The organism is Labrys sp. (in: a-proteobacteria) (assembly GCF_047605565.1).
In the GTDB taxonomy this organism is placed as follows: domain Bacteria; phylum Pseudomonadota; class Alphaproteobacteria; order Rhizobiales; family Labraceae; genus Labrys; species Labrys neptuniae.
Genome location: NZ_JASGFM010000024.1, coordinates 90,454 through 105,287 on the forward strand (window position 1 = coordinate 90,454; position 14,834 = coordinate 105,287).

Below are 14,834 nucleotides of genomic sequence, written 5' to 3' on the forward strand. Positions count from 1 at the left end.
TTCCGCCAAACAAGAGACATTTGCCTCGGGCAACAAAGTTTGCTCCTCCTCCCCCGAAGATGACAGTCCCTGGTCGACCGGCAATGAAGAGGGAGGCATCCGCCGTCAATTCTGCTATAGCCGCACCAGCATCCCTCGAATGATCCAGTTCATGCTCGTATTGCGCTCGCTCCTGTTCAACCTGGCCTTCTATGTCAACATCGTCCTGTGGATGATCCTGGCGCTGCCGACATTGCTGATGCCGCGCGCTGCACTGCTCTGGATCGTGAAGAACTGGGCGCGGGTGAATATCTTCCTGATGCGCCACATCGCCGGCATCACCTGCGAGATTCGCGGGCGGGAGAACCTGCCGCCCGGGCCGGTTCTGGTCGCCGCCAAGCACCAGTCGACCTGGGACATCTTCGCCATGTTCCTCGTCTGCGAGGATCCCTGCTACGTGCTCAAGCGCGAACTGATGTGGCTGCCCGTCTTCGGCTGGCTCGCCGCCAAGGCGCAGATGATCGCCGTCAACCGCGGCGCCCGCTCCAAGGCGATGAAGCAGATGAAGGCGGATGGTGAGCGCGAACTCGCCCGGGGCCGGCAGATCGTGATCTTCCCCGAGGGGACCCGCCGGACGCCCGCCGCCGAGCCGGCTTACAAATATGGCGTGGTCTATCTCTACAGCGAGTTCGACGTTCCCTGCGTCCCGGTTGCCCTCAATTCCGGGCATTTCTGGCCGCGGCGCCAGTTCATCCGCCAGCCTGGCAGGCTGGTGATGGAAATCCTGCCGGCCATACCGGCCGGCCAGGACAAGACGGTCTTCTTCGAGCGCCTGGTCGACGACATCGAGACGGCGTCGGACCGGCTGCTTGCCGAGGCCCGCGATCCCCTGGCGCCGGAACAAACCCGAATCGCTTGACGCCACGGCAGGCAATGTTCTAGATTTGTTCCATGACACAGATCGCGATTCGTTCTCGTTCATCGTCGCCCGATCACCGCCTGTGCACGACGCTGGCCGCCTTGGGCCGCGATGCGCCGGCGGCGGCATCGCGCTTCCGCCGCTGGGTCGGCATTTCAGGCCGTTCCTATCTGGTCTCGGTCTATCCGATCGCCCAATGCCCCGACTATGTCGATGCCGTCCTGATCGCGGTCGATGCAGGCGGTGCCTGTGTGTGGATCGGTGAGGCCGGCCAAGGCGGCGACGATCTCCTCGCCATGCTCGCGGCAGCAGCCGGGGCCGGCGCCTGCGAAGTCCACGTGCATCTCCTGGCCGGGGATCCGGCAGCGCGGGCGGCAGCCATTCGCGATCTCGACGGCCGGCACTGAACGCCCACCTGTCGCAACACGCCCTTGCGAGACGGCTTGTCTCCGTCAGATCGCAAGGTGTTTCGGACCGCAAACTTCTTTGCCGCCCGACCGACGGATTTTCCTGGCCCCGCCGTTCAAATGGCGTCCCTCGCGCTGCTATCCGCGCGATCTGTCCCAGGAGATGCCCATGATCGGCCGTTCGATCCTTGCCTTGATGCTGGCCTTGCCGGCCGCAGCCGCTATGGCACAGACGACGCAACCGGCGCCGTCCGAGACCCCGGCCGCCCAGGCCCCCACTCCCCAGGCCCCCGATCCTCAGGCCCCTTCACAATCCAACGCACCGGCCAAGGTCGGACTCAGCCTTGCCGAATTCCAGGCCCGCCGCGAGAAGGCCCTGATGAAGGCGGATACCGATGGCAACGGTAAGATCAGCCTGGCGGAATGGAGCGCCTTCCAGACCAAACGGAACGCCAAGACCGACCCGGCCAAATCCTTCGTTCGCCTCGATACCAACAAGGACGGCTTCCTCGACAAGGCCGAACTCGACGCCTTCTTCGCCAAGCGTTTTGCCCGGCTCGATGCCAACAAGGACGGCGCGCTCGCCCGCGAGGAACTGCCGGGCCACAAATCGGCTGCCAAACCGGCGCAATGATGCTGGACCATGGCCCTCGATGAGTCCCGGGAGTGCGCCTGGCCATGGTGTCCGATCCAGACGAGGAGTTGGTGCGCCGGATCGGTTCGGGCGACGATGCCGCCATGCAGGCCCTGGTCTCGCGCAAGCTGCCCCGGCTGCTCGCTTTGGCGCGCCGCATGCTGGGCGATGCCGCTGAGGCCGAGGATGTCGCGCAGGAGACCTTCCTGCGGATCTGGCGCAATGCGGCGCGCTGGCGGCCCGGCGCAGCCCGATTCGACACCTGGATCCATCGTGTCGTGCTCAATCTCTGCTATGACCGCCTGCGCCGCCGCAGGGAGTGGACAGGCCTCGATCTACCCGAATTGGCCGCCCCTGTGGACCATCCGGCGACCAGCGGGATCGAGGAGGCCGGCGACCATGTCGAGCGAGCCTTGCAGGCCATTGCTCCGCGGCAGCGGGAAGCCATCGTCCTGACCTACTATCAGGCGATGTCCAATATCGAGGCCGCCGCGGCCATGGAAATCAGCGTCGAGGCGCTGGAGAGCCTGCTTGCCCGCGGACGCCGTTCTCTGCAATCGCTCCTGATCAGGAAGGCCGACCATGACTGAAGCTCCCTTCGCGATGAGTGCAGAGCGTTTTGCGGCCCTCGCCGCCGCCTATGGCGCGGTGATGGAGACCTGGCCCGCATCCGAGCGTAGCGCCGGGCGCGCCTTCGCGCTGACACCGCAGGGCCGGCATATTCTCGCACGGGCCGGCCGCCTCGACCTGGCGCTGCGCGGCATCGAGGAACATGGCTGCATCCGCCTCCAGGCTGCAGGACAGGGCAATGCAGCCGCTCCCACTCCCCAAGCCCGGACAGCCGCCGGCCTCCCGCAGCGCCTCGCAGCACCCGTCCGCCGGTCCCGTTCGGACAAGCTTGAAGCCCTGCTGTCAGGGAGCGGCTCCCATGCCTGACCGACCCACACCAATGGATGCCAGGCGTTTTGCCGCCCTTGCCGACAGCCATGGCAGCCGCCTGCAGCACTGGCCGGAAGCCGAACGGGCTGCAGCCATGGCCTTTGCGTCGAGCGCCGAGGGGCAGGCCATCCTGCAGGCTGCCGCCCAACTCGACGCCATGCTGGATCGCTATGCGGTCCCGTCCCCAACCGCCGATCTTCATGCACGGGTCGTGGCGGCCGGAACCGCCAGCCTCGCTCCCCGCCGCCGGACCCGCCGCTGGTGGCTCGGCCTCGGCCTCGCAGGCGCCGGTCTTGCCGGCGCCCTGGCGGGAACCCTGGCAATCGCCCTGCTCGATGCGCCGACAAGGACAGAGCATCTCGGTCTGGGCGCGACGGTCACGGCTTTCGGAGACGCCGGGCCTGATACCGAGATCAGCGAGGAAGGATCGTGATCATGGCCGGCGCGCGCGTCCCCCTCATCGTCTCGATCGCCCTCAACATTTTCCTGGCCGGGGCGATCGCCGGCGGCATCGTCTGGTTCGAGGCGCGCAGATCCGTCCCGCGTGCCTCGCTGCAGGCCCTGGGCAACCAGCTTCCGGCGCCGGAACGCGATGCCTTCTACAAGACCCTGCGCGAGGCGCGCCATCAGGCGCGGCAGACAATCCTCGACGGACAGCAGGCTCGGCGCGATGCCGCCGCCCTATTGCGGCAACCGACACTGGATGCTCCGGCCCTGCTTGCGGCCCTGGAACGCGCCCGCATCGCCGATTCCGCCATGCGGGCCGGACTCGAACAGCGCATCGTCGAATTCGCGGCCACGAGTTCGCCGGCCGATCGCGCCATCCTGGCCGAAGGGCTGAGCCGCTATATCCACGCGCCGCCGCCACCGCCGAAGAAATCCGCTCAATAGCGACGGATTTCCCTGCGGACTGCGTTCAAGCTCGCAGGAGGCCACGCCGGCCTTCCGCAAGCAGTATCCGGTGGAGTTCCATCATGAAGCGTATCATTCAAATCGCCGCCATCGCCACGCTCGGCCTGCCCGGCCTGGCCGCCACGACCACAGGCGCCTCGGCCATGCCGCTGGCTGCCTCCAACCCGGCCTCCGCGCCCTTGGTGCAGCAGGTGGCCTGGGGCTGCGGCCCTGGCTGGCGTCCCAACATCTGGGGGCGCTGCGTGCCGCAATATCCGGTCTACAGCTATGGCTGGAGCCGCCCCGTCTACTATTACGGCTGGGGCGGCGGTTACGGCTGGCATCGCCCCTATTACAGGCACGCCTGGCATCGCTGGTAGACCGAGCTGCGACAGGCTGATCGCTCAAAGCACCGGGTCCGGAAGCGGATCCGGTGCTGCAAATCCTGCCGTCGCATCCCATTTTCCGAAAATGGCGCTCGCTTTCCGGCGCCATACTCCCGGCCGTAGCCCGCTCGCCGCTCAGTCGTGGCCGTGCTTGCCGTGATGCCCGTGCTCATGGTCGTGCCCACAACCGCAAGCATCACCATGGTCATGGTGATGGTGGTCATGGTCGTGACCATGCTCATGCCCGTGATCATGGTGATGATGATGGTCGTGCTTGTGATCATGGCCGTGATGATGGCCATGATCGTGTCCATGCGCGTCGTGGCTGTGATCCCCGCCCTCCGGCTGGAACGGCCCTTCGATCGCCACGACCTTGGCGCCGAGCCCCTTGAGGACTTCGGCGATCGCGGCATCCTGGCGGATGCGCAGCCATTTCGCCCCGATCTCGGTTTCGCGGTGGCGGTCGCCGAGATGCCAGGCCAGACGCATCAGGTGCAGGGGGTCGCGGCCCTTGATCTCGAGCAGGGGCTCGGCCTCGGCCACGATCTCGATCAGCCGGCCGTCCTCCAGCCGATAGGCATCGCCATGGGCAAGCGCTGGCACCTCGGCGAGGTCAACCAGGATATCGAGGCCACCCACCGTCTGCACCACGCCCTGGCGCTGGCAGCGATCCTCGAAGGTCAGCACGACACTGTCGGCAATGGACTTGGCTTCGACCTCGCGGGCCGGCACGAAAGAATGGGCGTGAAGCATGGATGTTTCCTGCAGGGGTCTCACTGCCTCATATAGACTGCTTCGCGCCGATGTGCAGGGGCGAAATCGTCGCCGGGCTGGCGAATGACGCCGGCGGCTCAAGCCGCATCGCGCCTGGCAAGACAGTCGCCGTCCCGCAATACGCGCTCCGTCGAAGGCGGATATTTGGCCAGCAGGGCGGCAGGACGGACCGGCCGGCGCACGAGGTCGCCGCCGCAATTGGGGCAGGTGCCATCGAAGGCATTCGCCGCACAATCGGCGCAGAAGGTGCACTCGAAAGTGCAGATCATCGCGTCACGCGCATCGGGAGGCAGGTCCCTGTCGCAGCATTCGCAATTGGGGCGCAGTTTCAGCATGACTCACCTGGAGAACGGCCTGGAACCAGGCCATCTTGCGCGATCGGACGCTCAAGACAAGCCCGATCAAGAATCGCCCCCCACCCCTTGAAACCGCCGAAACCCGCACCAAATCATGGTTTGTGCAGGCCCGGACGGGATGCACATGTCAGCTCCGGCCAGATGGCGGAGCATTTCAACGGCTTGTCGCTTCAAAGGAGGATAGCCATGCGTCAGTTTGATTTTTCGCCCCTTTACCGTTCCACCGTTGGTTTCGACCGCCTGTTCTCGGCGCTCGATCAGGTCGCCGGCGTCGATGCTTCGGCCACCACCTACCCGCCCTACAATATCGAGCGCACCTCGGATAACACCTACCGCATCTCGGTTGCCGTCGCCGGCTTCGCCGAGAGCGACATCGCCATCGAAGTGAAGGAAAACTCCCTCACCATTCGCGGCGAGAAGTCCGAGAGCAAGGAAGCCAGCAAGGGTGAGATCCTGCATCAGGGTATCGCCGCCCGCGCTTTCGAGCGCCGCTTCCAGCTCGCCGATTACGTCCAGGTGACGGGTGCCAGCCTCGAGAACGGCCTGCTCCATGTCGATCTTGTCCGCGAGATCCCGGAGGCCAAGAAGCCCCGGCTGATCCCGATCAATGGATCGGCTCCCCGGCAGGTTGAAGCCAAGGCCGCCTAAGCCAACAGGATAGAATGGAAAGTCAGGGCGCTCCGGGAAACCGGGGCGCCCTTTGCGTTGGGTGCTTCCTCAGCACCCCGGCGCGATCTGGCGGTAGCGGCACCAACCCGGCGTCAGCTGCCCCCTCGAATTGAGCGGGTAGGCGTAGCTTCCGGGCGTTCGCAGCGCCGGGGGCGGCACGGTAAGCGGGACGATGCGGGGCACCGGCTTGATTTGCGTCTGCTGCAGCGGAGGCATCGGCCTCAGGGCCTGTCGTGCCGGCAATGCCGCACCACTGCCCCGCAGCGGCACCACGGCGACGATCTTGCCGCTCTGGTCGTCGACGGTCACGCGTACGCGCCGATGCTTGGCGTCGACGGCAGCTGCGTAATAGAAATTGAGGTCATGGGTCACGCCGCCGATGCCGGAATAGCCGGCCTGCGTCATCACCCGGATCGCAGCCTTCGGCGTCAGCGTATCGGCAAGCGCGGGCATGGCCACGACCAGGGCCGCAAGCGCCAGGAAGGCTCCGGCCAACAGGCGCGACAGCACTGTCGTCTTGCTCAAGGCCATTGCTTCAACTCCTGCCCCCATCCGACAACTCAACACCGATCAGAGCCGAAAAGTTCACAGCGATCTGGTCAGGGTTGCCAGGTATTGTTCTTTTCCAAAACCGGTTTTTCGATGATGGCGTCGGCGGCCTTGGCCGCACCGATCACCTCGAAAAGCTGGCGCAGGGCCTCCTGCACGCCGGCACCGGAGATGGATGACAGGATGATCGGCGTCTTCTTCGCCGCCCGCTTCAGCCGCGCCACCTGTTCCTTCAGCAGTTCGGGCGAGAGCGAATCCGTCTTCGACAGCGCTACGATCTCCGGCTTGGTGGCCAGATCCCCGCCATAGGCGGCCAGCTCGTTGCGGATGATCTTGTAGGCCTTGCCGGCGTGCTCGCAGGTGCCGTCGACCAGATGCAGCAGCACGCGGCAGCGCTCGACATGACCGAGGAAGCGGTCGCCGAGGCCGTGCCCCTCATGGGCGCCTTCGATCAGGCCGGGAATGTCGGCGAGCACGAATTCGCGCCCGTCAACCCGGACGACGCCGAGGCCAGGATAGAGCGTGGTGAAGGGATAGTCGGCGATCTTGGGCTTGGCGGCCGTCACCGTGGCCAGGAAGGTCGACTTGCCGGCATTGGGCAGGCCGACCAGGCCCGCATCGGCGATCAGCTTGAGGCGCAACCAGATCGTCTTCTCCTCGCCCGGCAGGCCGGGATTGGCGCGGCGCGGCGCCTGGTTGGTCGAGGTCTTGAAATAGGCGTTGCCGAAGCCGCCATTGCCGCCCTTGCAGATCAGGGCGCGCTGGCCGACCTCGGTGAAGTCGGCGATCATGGTCTCGCCGTCCTCCTCGTAGATCTGGGTGCCGACCGGCACCTTCAGCACCACGTCGGGCGAATTGGCGCCAGTGCGGTTGCGGCCCATGCCATGCATACCGACGCGCGCCTTGAAATGCTGCTGGTAGCGATAGTCGATCAGCGTGTTGAGATGGTCGACGCATTCGGCCACGACCGAACCACCCTTGCCACCGTCGCCGCCGTCGGGGCCGCCGAATTCGATGAATTTTTCGCGCCGGAAGGACACAGCGCCCCCACCGCCATCGCCGGCTTTGACGTAGATCTTGGCTTGATCGAGAAACTTCATGGCTCGGTTCTAGTCCTCATGGAAGATGGTCAAGCCAGATCCGAAACGAGGTCTCTCGGCCAATTCTCCCGCTGCGCAAGCCGAACGGCCCACGCCCACACTGTCGATGCTATCTAGCTGATGGCGCTGACATAGTGCCTTTGCGGGTAAAAAGCGAGGGATTTCATATAGACCGCTCTGCCCTGCGGTCGAGAGCGACTGCCCCCGGTGGCGCCGGTTTTGATGGTCTGCCGCCGTGCCGGCGGCAATGATTACAGGAAATACACTTGCATCGCCCCCGCCACGCCCCCACATTCCGGACGCGGGCCGGGCCCCTCTGACGTCGCGCTTGATGCGCACGTGATGTCGGACCGCTGAAAAAGGGCCCGTTCGCAGACATCGAAGCGGGCAACAGCAAGATAGGTTGCCGATCATGCGCTTCAGCAAGACTCGTCTCTTTTCCCTGGTCACCGCCCTGTCCCTGGCGTTTACGCTGGCGGCGGTGGATCTGTCCGAGGCCCGCCGCGGCGGCAGCATCGGCAGCCGTGGCGCGCGCACCTATGATTCCGTGCCGGCCACCCGCACGGCGCCGGACCAGGCTGCCCCGGTCCAGCGTTCGATGACCCCCAATCCCGGCCCGAGCGCGACGCAGCCCGCTTCGCCGCTAGCGCAAGGCGCCGCGCAGCAGCGGCCCGGCCTGTTCGGCGGCGCCGGCGGCCTGATGCGCGGCCTTTTGGTCGGCGGCCTGATCGGCGCGCTGCTGGGCTATGGCTTCGGCGGCCTCGCCGGCATGCTCGGTTTCCTGCTGCAGGCCGCCCTGATCGCCGTGATCGCCTTCTTCGCGATCTCCTGGTGGCGTTCGCGCCGCACGCCGGCCGCTGCGACAGCAGGTGGGCCGCAAATGTCGCGCGGATTCGGCTTTGACAACCAGGGCTTGGGCAATCAGGGCCTGGGCAATCAGGGCTTCAACCGCGACGCGCAGCCGACCACGAGCGGCCGCACCGGTTTCTTCGGCCTGTCGTCCCCGGCGGCGGCCAGCCCTGCCCGTGGCGAGGCCTTGGAGACCACGCAGGCCGATCTCGATACCTTCGAGCACCGGCTGACTGAGGTCCAGGATGCCTTCGCCAAGGAGGATCACGCCGCCCTGCGTCGCCTGACGACACCTGAAATCGTGTCCTACTTCTCCGAAGAACTGGCCGACAACGCCAAGCGCGGCGTCCGCAACGATGTGCGCGACACACGCCTGCTCCAGGCCGACATTGCCGAAGCCTGGCGCGAGGGCGATGAGGACTATGTCAGCGCCGCTTTCCGCTACCAGTCGGTCGACGTCCTGCGCGACCGTACCACGGGCGCAATCGTCGAAGGCAAGGACGAGCCCAGCGAAACGACCGAGATCTGGACCTTCGTGCGGCGCAAGGGTGAAGACTGGAAGCTGTCGGCGATCCAGGAAGCCTGACGCTTGGAGTCCCTGTCGGGCTGGTCTTCAGGCCAGCCCGAGTAGCCATGGTTCCAACTGCCATGTCCCCGCCCGGGCTTTGGCGGAGCTGAAGACCCGGCGCCCTTTGCCGCGCTTTGCATCAGCCGCCGTGATGCCCGGCTGGCCTATCGCTGCTTCGTCTGCCAATCCTTGGCCTGATAGACCGGCGCGTTGGAGGGCGCCAGCAGCGGCTTGCCGAGGATGTGGTCGGACGCCTTCTCGCCGATCATGATCGAGGGCGCGTTGAGGTTGCCGTTGGTGATCAGCGGGATGATCGAGGAATCGGCGATGCGCAGATTCTCCAGACCCACCACCTTCGTCTCGAAATCCACCACCGTCATCGGATCGGCCGGGTCGCCCATCTTGCAGGTGCCGGACGGGTGGAAGGCGCTTTCGACATGCTGGGCGATGAAGGCATCGATCGCCTCGTCCGAGGTGACGTCGGCGCCGGGCGAGATCTCGCGGCCGCGATAGGGCTCGAAGGCCTTCTGCTGGAAGATCTCGCGGGTCAGCCTGACGCAGGCCCGCATCTCCGTCCAGTCGTCGGGGTGGCTCATATAGTTGAAGCGGATCAGCGGCGCCTCGCGCACATCGCGCGATTTCAGGCGGATATGGCCGCGGCTCTTGGAGCGCATCGGCCCGACATGGGCCTGGAAACCATGCTCGGAAGCGAGCGAATTGCCGTTGTAGCTCACCGCCATCGGCAGGAAGTGATACTGGATGTCGGGGTAGGGAATGCCGGCGCGCGAGCGGATGAAGCCGCAGCTCTCGAAATGGTTGGTGGCGCCGAGGCCGTCCTTGCGCAGCAGCCACTGCACACCGACCATGCCCTTGGCGATCGGGTTGGTGACGGAATAGAGGGTGATCGGCTGCGTGCTCGCCATCTGGAAATAGAATTCGAGATGGTCCTGCAGATTCTCGCCGACGCCGGGCAGATCGTGCACGATGTCGATGCCGAAGCCCTTGAGTTCGGCCTGCGGCCCCACACCCGAGGCCTTCAGCAGCTGGGGATCGTTGATCGGCCCGGCCGCCAGGATCACCTCCCGCCGCGCCACCACGCGCTTGAGCACGGAGCCCTGCCAATATTCGACGCCGACCGCCTTCCTGCCCTCGAACAGGATACGGCTTGCCAGCGCATGCGTCTCTACCGAGAGATTGGCCCGTTTCATCGCCGGCTTGAGATAGGCATTGGCCGTGGACCAGCGCCGGCCCTTATGGACCGTCATGTCCATGCGGCCGAAGCCTTCCTGCTGATAGCCGTTCACATCATCGGTGGCCGGATAGCCGGCTTCGACGGCCGCATCGATGAAGGCCTGGTAGAGCGGGTTGGCGAGCTTGCCATAGGAAGTCTTGAGCGGGCCGTCGGCGCCGCGATATTCGTCCCCGCCCTCCTCGCGCCCTTCCGCCCGGCGGAAATAGGGCAGCACGCCGGCGTAGTTCCAGCCCCGCGCGCCTGCGTCCTGCCAGGCATCGTAGTCCAGGGCATTGCCGCGGATATAGACCATGCCGTTGATCGAGGAGGAACCGCCCAGCACCTTGCCACGCGGGGTGTGCAGGCTGCGTCCTCCCAGCGCCGGCTCAGGCTCGGCATGGTAGCGCCAGTCATAGCGCGGCGAGTTCATCGGGATGGAGAGCGCGCTCGGCATCTGGATGAACACCGAGCCGTCACTGCCGCCGAACTCGAGTAGCTTGACGCGATGCGTGCCATCCTCGGTGAGGCGGTTGGCCATCACGCAGCCGGCCGAGCCGGCGCCAACGATCACATAGTCGAATGTTTCGGTCATGGTTCAATCCCAGGGTGCGCGGACGTCTCGTCCGCTCGTCCCATCCTGCAATCGTCGCGTTTCCAGGTGCGGACGCCGGGACATGCCGGCATGTCGCTGTGACGTCTGCGTTCCCAGAGCTCAGTACGGCGCCTCGATGTCGCCCAGGGCGACGTAGACGCTCTTGATCTGGGTGTAGTGCTCCACCGCCGCGCGCGAATTCTCGCGCCCGAGGCCGGAGAGCTTCACCCCGCCGAAGGGCAGCTCGATCGGCGTGACGTTGTACTGGTTGATCCAGCAGGTGCCGGCCTCGAGATTGGCGATGACGCGATGACCGCGGGAAAGGTCGTTGGTGAACACGCCGGCCGCCAGGCCATATTCGGTGTCGTTGGCGCGGGCGACGACCTCGTCCTCGTCGTCGAAGCTCAGCACCGTCATCACCGGGCCGAAGATCTCCTCGCGCACGATGGCCATGTCGTCCTGGCAGCCGTCGAAGATGGTGGGGGCGACGAAGGCCCCCTTGGCGAGCGCACCGGTGGTGACGCGATGGCCTCCGGTGAGCAGCTTCGCCCCTTCTGCCTTGCCCTTCTCGACATAGGACATCACCTTTTCCAGGTGCTCCTGGCTGACGAGCGCACCGACATGGGTGTTGGGATCGAGGGGATCGCCGATCACCATCTTCTCGACCCGCGCCTTGAGCTTGGCGAGGAAGGCGTCCTTCACCGATTTGTGCACGAAGACGCGCGTGCCGTTCGAGCAGACCTCACCGGCCGAATAGAAATTGCCGAGCAGGGCGCCGGAGACGGCATTGTCGAGCTTGGCGTCCTCGAACACGATCAGGGGCGACTTGCCGCCGAGTTCGAGCGTGACATGCTTCAGCGTCTTGGCGGCATTGGCCATGATGATGCGGCCGGTGCCGGCCTCGCCCGTCAGCGAGATCTTCTTGATGGCAGGATGGGCGACCAGTGCCTTGCCGACGCGGGCATCGCCCTGCACCACGTTGAAAACGCCATCCGGCAGGCCGGCTTCCTTGAAGGCCTCGGCGAGATAGGGCGCGGTCAGCGGCGTCACCTCGGAGGGCTTGAAGATCATGGCGTTCCCACAGGCGAGCGCCGGGGCGGATTTCCAGCAGGCGATCTGGATCGGGTAGTTCCAGGCGCCGATACCGGCGACGACACCGAGCGGCTCGCGGCGGGTATAGCCGAAGGCAGACGGGCCGAGATCGACATGCTCACCGGTGAGGGTGGCGGCGATGCCGGCGAAATATTCGAGGCAGTCGGCGCCCGACAGCACGTCGACGGCGATGGTTTCCTGGATCGGCTTGCCGGTATCGCGCGTCTCGATCTCGGCCAGCGCCGCATTCTTCTCGCGCAGGATGTCGGCGGTGCGCTTGAGGATGCGGCCGCGCTCGGCGCCCGTCATGCGCGACCACACCTTGAAGCCGGCCTTGGCCGCCTCGATCGCCCGCTCGATGTCGGCATCGCCGGCCTGCTCGACCTCGGCGATGGTCTCGCCGGTGGCCGGATCGACCGAGGGGAAGGTCTCGCCCGAGGTGGCGTCGACGAAGGCGCCGCCGATATGGTTCTTCACAACGCCGTAGCGCATTTTTCAAACTCCCCGCCTGGAAGGGCCGCCGCTTGTTCGGAGCCGTTTTCCGCTTTTCGATATGAACTCAACTTCCAAATGCAAGCCGGCGCCCTCGCCTCCGGCCAATCCTCGGCGCCAACTCCCGGCGCCTGACCTCAGCGGCTGAGGCCGAGCAGCATGAACTGACTGTCGACGAAGCCGGTCGCCACACTCCTGGCCATGCGGCCATCCGGATCATTGGCAAGGGTGGCGCGCAGCCAAAGCCCGTCGATCATCGCGGCGATGGTCTCGGCCAGCGCCCGCGCCGGCTCCGGCCGCAGCACCGGCAGCAGCGCATGGGCGAGATTGCCCGCGATGCGGCGATGATAGGCCCGCTGTACCCGGGCAAAGCGCGGCGAATGCGGCACCTGTCCCCAGAAAGCCAGCCAGACCGTGCCGATGCGCCGTTCGAACTGGCTGACCCCGAGCATCGTCTCGATCACCGCCTGGACACGAGCCCGCGGCGTAGTGGCGTCGCGCAGGCGGGCTGCGGCCCCCCGCGACAACTGCCGGGCGAGATGACGCAGGGTCGCTTCCAGGAGCCCGTCCTTGTCCCCGAAATAGAAGGAGACCAGGCCGGTGGAGACGTCCGCGCGGCGGGCAATCTCCGCAATCGTCGTGGCATTGAAGCCGAGTTCGCCGATCGCCTCGATGGTCGCTTCGATCAACTGCCGACGCCGCACATCTCCGGCGTCGACGCGACGCAGACGGATCGGGCGTTGGTTGGTTGAGGTGAGTTGAGCGGCCATGGCCAATACAATATTTTGAACGTTCAATCAGTCAAGAGCCGATCGCCATGCCGACGCCGATTCTTGGCGGCGATCGGAACTGGAGACCGGCGTCGATCCCCTTTCCATTTTCCTGCGAAGGCGGCATGCTGGCGTGCGACGAGCCCAAGCGTTCGCGATTTGCGGAATCACAAAAAATCGCCAAGGCGCTCTAGCCAATCCGGTGGATTGGCCTGAAAACAAGGAGCTGGAGCACATAAGCGCTCAGTCATGAGCGCGCTTTGCTCCAGGAATCAGACGGGAGGAACAACCGGATGCGCGACAAGTCGACCGAAGGCCAACTCGTACCAGGGCTTAATGTCATCGAGACGACGGAAACGGATAATGTCCTGCGCTGGGATGGCCATATGGTCTATGTCGAGCACAAGGTCTTCCATAACGGGCAGGTGGTCCACGAGCGCTACAAGCGCCGCGTCACGACCGAAGTCGCCAAGGCCCTGCTGACCACGATCCAGCTGAACGGCTGAGCGAAGCGCGAATGTCGTCGCACCATGCCGGGCATGGTGCGATCTTCGCTTTGCTGCGATCGTGGCTTTCCGCCCTCGCAAAAACAAAAAGCGCGCCGAAGCGCGCTTTTCAGAACGAAAGGATGAGCGAACTCAGCTCAGCGCCTTCTGCAATTCCTTGATCTGGCCGAGCTTGAGATCGGCCAGGGCCTTGGCGGCATCGTCGACAGCGGCCTGGACTGCAGCCTCGGCGGCGGCGATTTCCTGGCTCAGCTTATCGGGCGTCAGTTCCTCGATCGGAACGGCCTGCTCGGCAAGGATGGTGAGGCCCTGCGGATTGACATCCGCGAAGCCGCCGCGCACGAACAGATGACGAGACGAGCCGCCGGCGGTTTCCTTGACCACGATGATGCCGGGCCGGATGGTCGACATCACCGGAGCGTGCTGGGACAGCACCTCGAAATCGCCTTCGCTGCCCGGCACGACGACGGATTCGACAGGGCCGGAGAACAGCAGCTTCTCAGGCGTGACGAGTTCGAATTGGAAGCTGGCCATCGATGCGGTCCTTGATTTCCAGAAGAGGGGCGCCTGGCGGCGCCCCCATTAGCCTTGTTACGCAGCCTCGGCGGCGAGGCGCTTGCCCTTTTCGACGGCCTGCTCGATGGTGCCGACCATGTAGAAGGCGGCTTCCGGCAGGTAGTCGTACTGGCCTTCCACGATGCCCTTGAAGCCCTTGACGGTGTCCTCGATCGGAACCTGCACGCCGTCCGAGCCGGTGAACACCTTGGCGACGTCGAAGGGCTGCGACAGGAAGCGCTCGACCTTGCGGGCGCGGGCCACGGTGAGCTTGTCCTCTTCGGACAGTTCGTCCATGCCGAGAATGGCGATGATGTCCTGCAGAGACTTGTAGCGCTGCAGGATCTGCTGGACCGAACGAGCCACCGCATAGTGTTCCTCGCCGACCACGGCCGGGGAGAGCATGCGCGAGGTGGAGTCGAGCGGGTCGACCGCCGGATAGATGCCCTTTTCAGCGATCGAGCGCGACAGCACGGTCGTGGCGTCCAGATGGGCGAAGGAGGTGGCGGGCGCCGGGTCGGTCAAGTCGTCGGCCGGCACGTAGATGGCCTGCACCGAGGTGATCGAGCCCTTGGT

Annotated in this window: 20 protein-coding genes and 1 pseudogene; 12 read left to right on the forward strand and 9 right to left on the reverse strand. The window is 65.5% G+C overall.

Going from position 1 to position 14,834, the window contains the following annotated elements; translation table 11 throughout:
• Nucleotides 1–151: 151 nt before the first annotated feature.
• From QM672_RS20535 to QM672_RS20570, 8 genes are all read left to right on the forward strand, one after another.
• Nucleotides 152–898: a lysophospholipid acyltransferase family protein gene (locus QM672_RS20535; RefSeq protein WP_415084768.1), complete on the forward strand. Its 747-nt coding sequence runs from the start codon at nt 152–154 to the stop codon at nt 896–898.
• A gap of 32 nt (nt 899–930) precedes the next feature.
• Nucleotides 931–1,305: a hypothetical protein gene (locus QM672_RS20540; RefSeq protein ID WP_415084770.1), complete on the forward strand. Its 375-nt coding sequence runs from the start codon at nt 931–933 to the stop codon at nt 1,303–1,305.
• A gap of 169 nt (nt 1,306–1,474) precedes the next feature.
• Nucleotides 1,475–1,939 carry an EF-hand domain-containing protein gene (locus QM672_RS20545; protein ID WP_415084772.1) on the forward strand — a complete coding sequence of 155 codons (465 nt, stop codon included), beginning with the start codon at nt 1,475–1,477 and terminating at the stop codon, nt 1,937–1,939.
• Between the two features lie 44 nt (nt 1,940–1,983).
• A complete protein-coding gene (locus tag QM672_RS20550) occupies nt 1,984–2,529 on the forward strand; it encodes an RNA polymerase sigma factor (RefSeq protein ID WP_415084774.1) in 546 nt (181 codons plus the stop codon).
• Nucleotides 2,522–2,875, forward strand: coding sequence for a hypothetical protein (locus tag QM672_RS20555; protein WP_311934637.1), 354 nt, complete (start codon nt 2,522–2,524; stop codon nt 2,873–2,875). Before QM672_RS20550 ends, QM672_RS20555 begins: the two co-directional genes overlap by 8 nt.
• On the forward strand, nt 2,868–3,311 hold the full coding sequence (locus QM672_RS20560; protein ID WP_311934636.1) for a hypothetical protein: 444 nt from the start codon (nt 2,868–2,870) through the stop codon (nt 3,309–3,311). Before QM672_RS20555 ends, QM672_RS20560 begins: the two co-directional genes overlap by 8 nt.
• Before the next feature lie 2 nt (nt 3,312–3,313).
• Nucleotides 3,314–3,769 carry a periplasmic heavy metal sensor gene (locus QM672_RS20565; protein ID WP_311934635.1) on the forward strand — a complete coding sequence of 152 codons (456 nt, stop codon included), beginning with the start codon at nt 3,314–3,316 and terminating at the stop codon, nt 3,767–3,769.
• 83 nt (nt 3,770–3,852) lie between these two features.
• Nucleotides 3,853–4,149 (forward strand): GCG_CRPN prefix-to-repeats domain-containing protein, encoded by a 297-nt coding sequence (locus QM672_RS20570; RefSeq protein WP_311934634.1) that lies wholly within the window; start codon nt 3,853–3,855, stop codon nt 4,147–4,149.
• A 141-nt stretch (nt 4,150–4,290) separates the two neighbouring features.
• On the opposite strand, the gene QM672_RS20575 is transcribed toward QM672_RS20570, so the two are convergent.
• Nucleotides 4,291–4,908, reverse strand: coding sequence for an urease accessory protein UreE (locus tag QM672_RS20575; protein WP_415084777.1), 618 nt, complete (start codon nt 4,906–4,908; stop codon nt 4,291–4,293).
• Nucleotides 4,909–5,006: 98 nt separating this feature from the next.
• Nucleotides 5,007–5,264, reverse strand: coding sequence for a DUF1272 domain-containing protein (locus tag QM672_RS20580; RefSeq protein ID WP_311934632.1), 258 nt, complete (start codon nt 5,262–5,264; stop codon nt 5,007–5,009).
• Nucleotides 5,265–5,471: 207 nt separating this feature from the next.
• Here QM672_RS20580 and QM672_RS20585 point away from each other — a divergent pair, with 207 nt between their 5' ends.
• Nucleotides 5,472–5,933 carry an Hsp20 family protein gene (locus QM672_RS20585; protein ID WP_311934631.1) on the forward strand — a complete coding sequence of 154 codons (462 nt, stop codon included), beginning with the start codon at nt 5,472–5,474 and terminating at the stop codon, nt 5,931–5,933.
• A gap of 69 nt (nt 5,934–6,002) precedes the next feature.
• Here QM672_RS20585 and QM672_RS20590 read toward each other — a convergent pair whose 3' ends face one another.
• Both QM672_RS20590 and obgE read right to left on the reverse strand, forming a co-directional pair.
• Nucleotides 6,003–6,485: a hypothetical protein gene (locus QM672_RS20590; protein ID WP_311934630.1), complete on the reverse strand. Its 483-nt coding sequence runs from the start codon at nt 6,483–6,485 to the stop codon at nt 6,003–6,005.
• 68 nt (nt 6,486–6,553) lie between these two features.
• Nucleotides 6,554–7,603, reverse strand: coding sequence for a GTPase ObgE (gene obgE / locus QM672_RS20595; RefSeq protein ID WP_311934629.1), 1,050 nt, complete (start codon nt 7,601–7,603; stop codon nt 6,554–6,556).
• Between the two features lie 412 nt (nt 7,604–8,015).
• Between obgE and QM672_RS20600 the strand changes: the two genes are divergently transcribed.
• Nucleotides 8,016–9,038 carry a TIM44-like domain-containing protein gene (locus QM672_RS20600; protein WP_415084780.1) on the forward strand — a complete coding sequence of 341 codons (1,023 nt, stop codon included), beginning with the start codon at nt 8,016–8,018 and terminating at the stop codon, nt 9,036–9,038.
• A gap of 146 nt (nt 9,039–9,184) precedes the next feature.
• Here QM672_RS20600 and betA read toward each other — a convergent pair whose 3' ends face one another.
• From betA to betI, 3 genes are all read right to left on the reverse strand, one after another.
• Nucleotides 9,185–10,843: a choline dehydrogenase gene (betA, locus tag QM672_RS20605; RefSeq protein WP_367626657.1), complete on the reverse strand. Its 1,659-nt coding sequence runs from the start codon at nt 10,841–10,843 to the stop codon at nt 9,185–9,187.
• A 120-nt stretch (nt 10,844–10,963) separates the two neighbouring features.
• Nucleotides 10,964–12,427 (reverse strand): betaine-aldehyde dehydrogenase, encoded by a 1,464-nt coding sequence (betB, locus tag QM672_RS20610; RefSeq protein ID WP_367626658.1) that lies wholly within the window; start codon nt 12,425–12,427, stop codon nt 10,964–10,966.
• 137 nt (nt 12,428–12,564) lie between these two features.
• Entirely contained in the window at nt 12,565–13,197 is a 633-nt protein-coding gene (gene betI / locus QM672_RS20615) for a transcriptional regulator BetI (protein WP_311934625.1), read from the reverse strand.
• Nucleotides 13,198–13,244: 47 nt separating this feature from the next.
• Here betI and QM672_RS20620 point away from each other — a divergent pair, with 47 nt between their 5' ends.
• Both QM672_RS20620 and QM672_RS20625 read left to right on the forward strand, forming a co-directional pair.
• Complete coding sequence (locus tag QM672_RS20620; RefSeq protein ID WP_415084783.1) at nt 13,245–13,391, forward strand: hypothetical protein; 147 nt, start codon at nt 13,245–13,247, stop codon at nt 13,389–13,391.
• Nucleotides 13,392–13,490: 99 nt separating this feature from the next.
• A complete protein-coding gene (locus QM672_RS20625; protein ID WP_322433605.1) occupies nt 13,491–13,703 on the forward strand; it encodes a hypothetical protein in 213 nt (70 codons plus the stop codon).
• Nucleotides 13,704–13,835: 132 nt separating this feature from the next.
• Here QM672_RS20625 and QM672_RS20630 read toward each other — a convergent pair whose 3' ends face one another.
• Nucleotides 13,836–14,237, reverse strand: a complete 402-nt coding sequence (locus tag QM672_RS20630; RefSeq protein WP_394311059.1) for a F0F1 ATP synthase subunit epsilon — start codon at nt 14,235–14,237, stop codon at nt 13,836–13,838.
• A 57-nt stretch (nt 14,238–14,294) separates the two neighbouring features.
• A pseudogene (locus QM672_RS20635) lies at nt 14,295–14,834 on the reverse strand (F0F1 ATP synthase subunit beta); the annotation flags it as partial.

What these genes read in the sequence shown, in the direction of transcription:
- QM672_RS20535 (WP_415084768.1), top strand. Translation starts at nt 152, where the DNA reads ATGCTCGTATTGCGCTCGCTCCTGTTCAACCTGGCCTTCTATGTCAAC.
- QM672_RS20540 (WP_415084770.1), top strand. Translation starts at nt 931, where the DNA reads ATGACACAGATCGCGATTCGTTCTCGTTCATCGTCGCCCGATCACCGC.
- QM672_RS20545 (WP_415084772.1), top strand. Translation starts at nt 1,475, where the DNA reads ATGATCGGCCGTTCGATCCTTGCCTTGATGCTGGCCTTGCCGGCCGCA.
- QM672_RS20550 (WP_415084774.1), top strand. Translation starts at nt 1,984, where the DNA reads ATGGTGTCCGATCCAGACGAGGAGTTGGTGCGCCGGATCGGTTCGGGC.
- QM672_RS20555 (WP_311934637.1), top strand. Translation starts at nt 2,522, where the DNA reads ATGACTGAAGCTCCCTTCGCGATGAGTGCAGAGCGTTTTGCGGCCCTC.
- QM672_RS20560 (WP_311934636.1), top strand. Translation starts at nt 2,868, where the DNA reads ATGCCTGACCGACCCACACCAATGGATGCCAGGCGTTTTGCCGCCCTT.
- QM672_RS20565 (WP_311934635.1), top strand. Translation starts at nt 3,314, where the DNA reads ATGGCCGGCGCGCGCGTCCCCCTCATCGTCTCGATCGCCCTCAACATT.
- QM672_RS20570 (WP_311934634.1), top strand. Translation starts at nt 3,853, where the DNA reads ATGAAGCGTATCATTCAAATCGCCGCCATCGCCACGCTCGGCCTGCCC.
- QM672_RS20575 (WP_415084777.1), bottom strand. Translation starts at nt 4,908, where the DNA reads ATGCTTCACGCCCATTCTTTCGTGCCGGCCCGCGAGGTCGAAGCCAAG.
- QM672_RS20580 (WP_311934632.1), bottom strand. Translation starts at nt 5,264, where the DNA reads ATGCTGAAACTGCGCCCCAATTGCGAATGCTGCGACAGGGACCTGCCT.
- QM672_RS20585 (WP_311934631.1), top strand. Translation starts at nt 5,472, where the DNA reads ATGCGTCAGTTTGATTTTTCGCCCCTTTACCGTTCCACCGTTGGTTTC.
- QM672_RS20590 (WP_311934630.1), bottom strand. Translation starts at nt 6,485, where the DNA reads ATGGCCTTGAGCAAGACGACAGTGCTGTCGCGCCTGTTGGCCGGAGCC.
- obgE (WP_311934629.1), bottom strand. Translation starts at nt 7,603, where the DNA reads ATGAAGTTTCTCGATCAAGCCAAGATCTACGTCAAAGCCGGCGATGGC.
- QM672_RS20600 (WP_415084780.1), top strand. Translation starts at nt 8,016, where the DNA reads ATGCGCTTCAGCAAGACTCGTCTCTTTTCCCTGGTCACCGCCCTGTCC.
- betA (WP_367626657.1), bottom strand. Translation starts at nt 10,843, where the DNA reads ATGACCGAAACATTCGACTATGTGATCGTTGGCGCCGGCTCGGCCGGC.
- betB (WP_367626658.1), bottom strand. Translation starts at nt 12,427, where the DNA reads ATGCGCTACGGCGTTGTGAAGAACCATATCGGCGGCGCCTTCGTCGAC.
- betI (WP_311934625.1), bottom strand. Translation starts at nt 13,197, where the DNA reads ATGGCCGCTCAACTCACCTCAACCAACCAACGCCCGATCCGTCTGCGT.
- QM672_RS20620 (WP_415084783.1), top strand. Translation starts at nt 13,245, where the DNA reads ATGCCGACGCCGATTCTTGGCGGCGATCGGAACTGGAGACCGGCGTCG.
- QM672_RS20625 (WP_322433605.1), top strand. Translation starts at nt 13,491, where the DNA reads ATGCGCGACAAGTCGACCGAAGGCCAACTCGTACCAGGGCTTAATGTC.
- QM672_RS20630 (WP_394311059.1), bottom strand. Translation starts at nt 14,237, where the DNA reads ATGGCCAGCTTCCAATTCGAACTCGTCACGCCTGAGAAGCTGCTGTTC.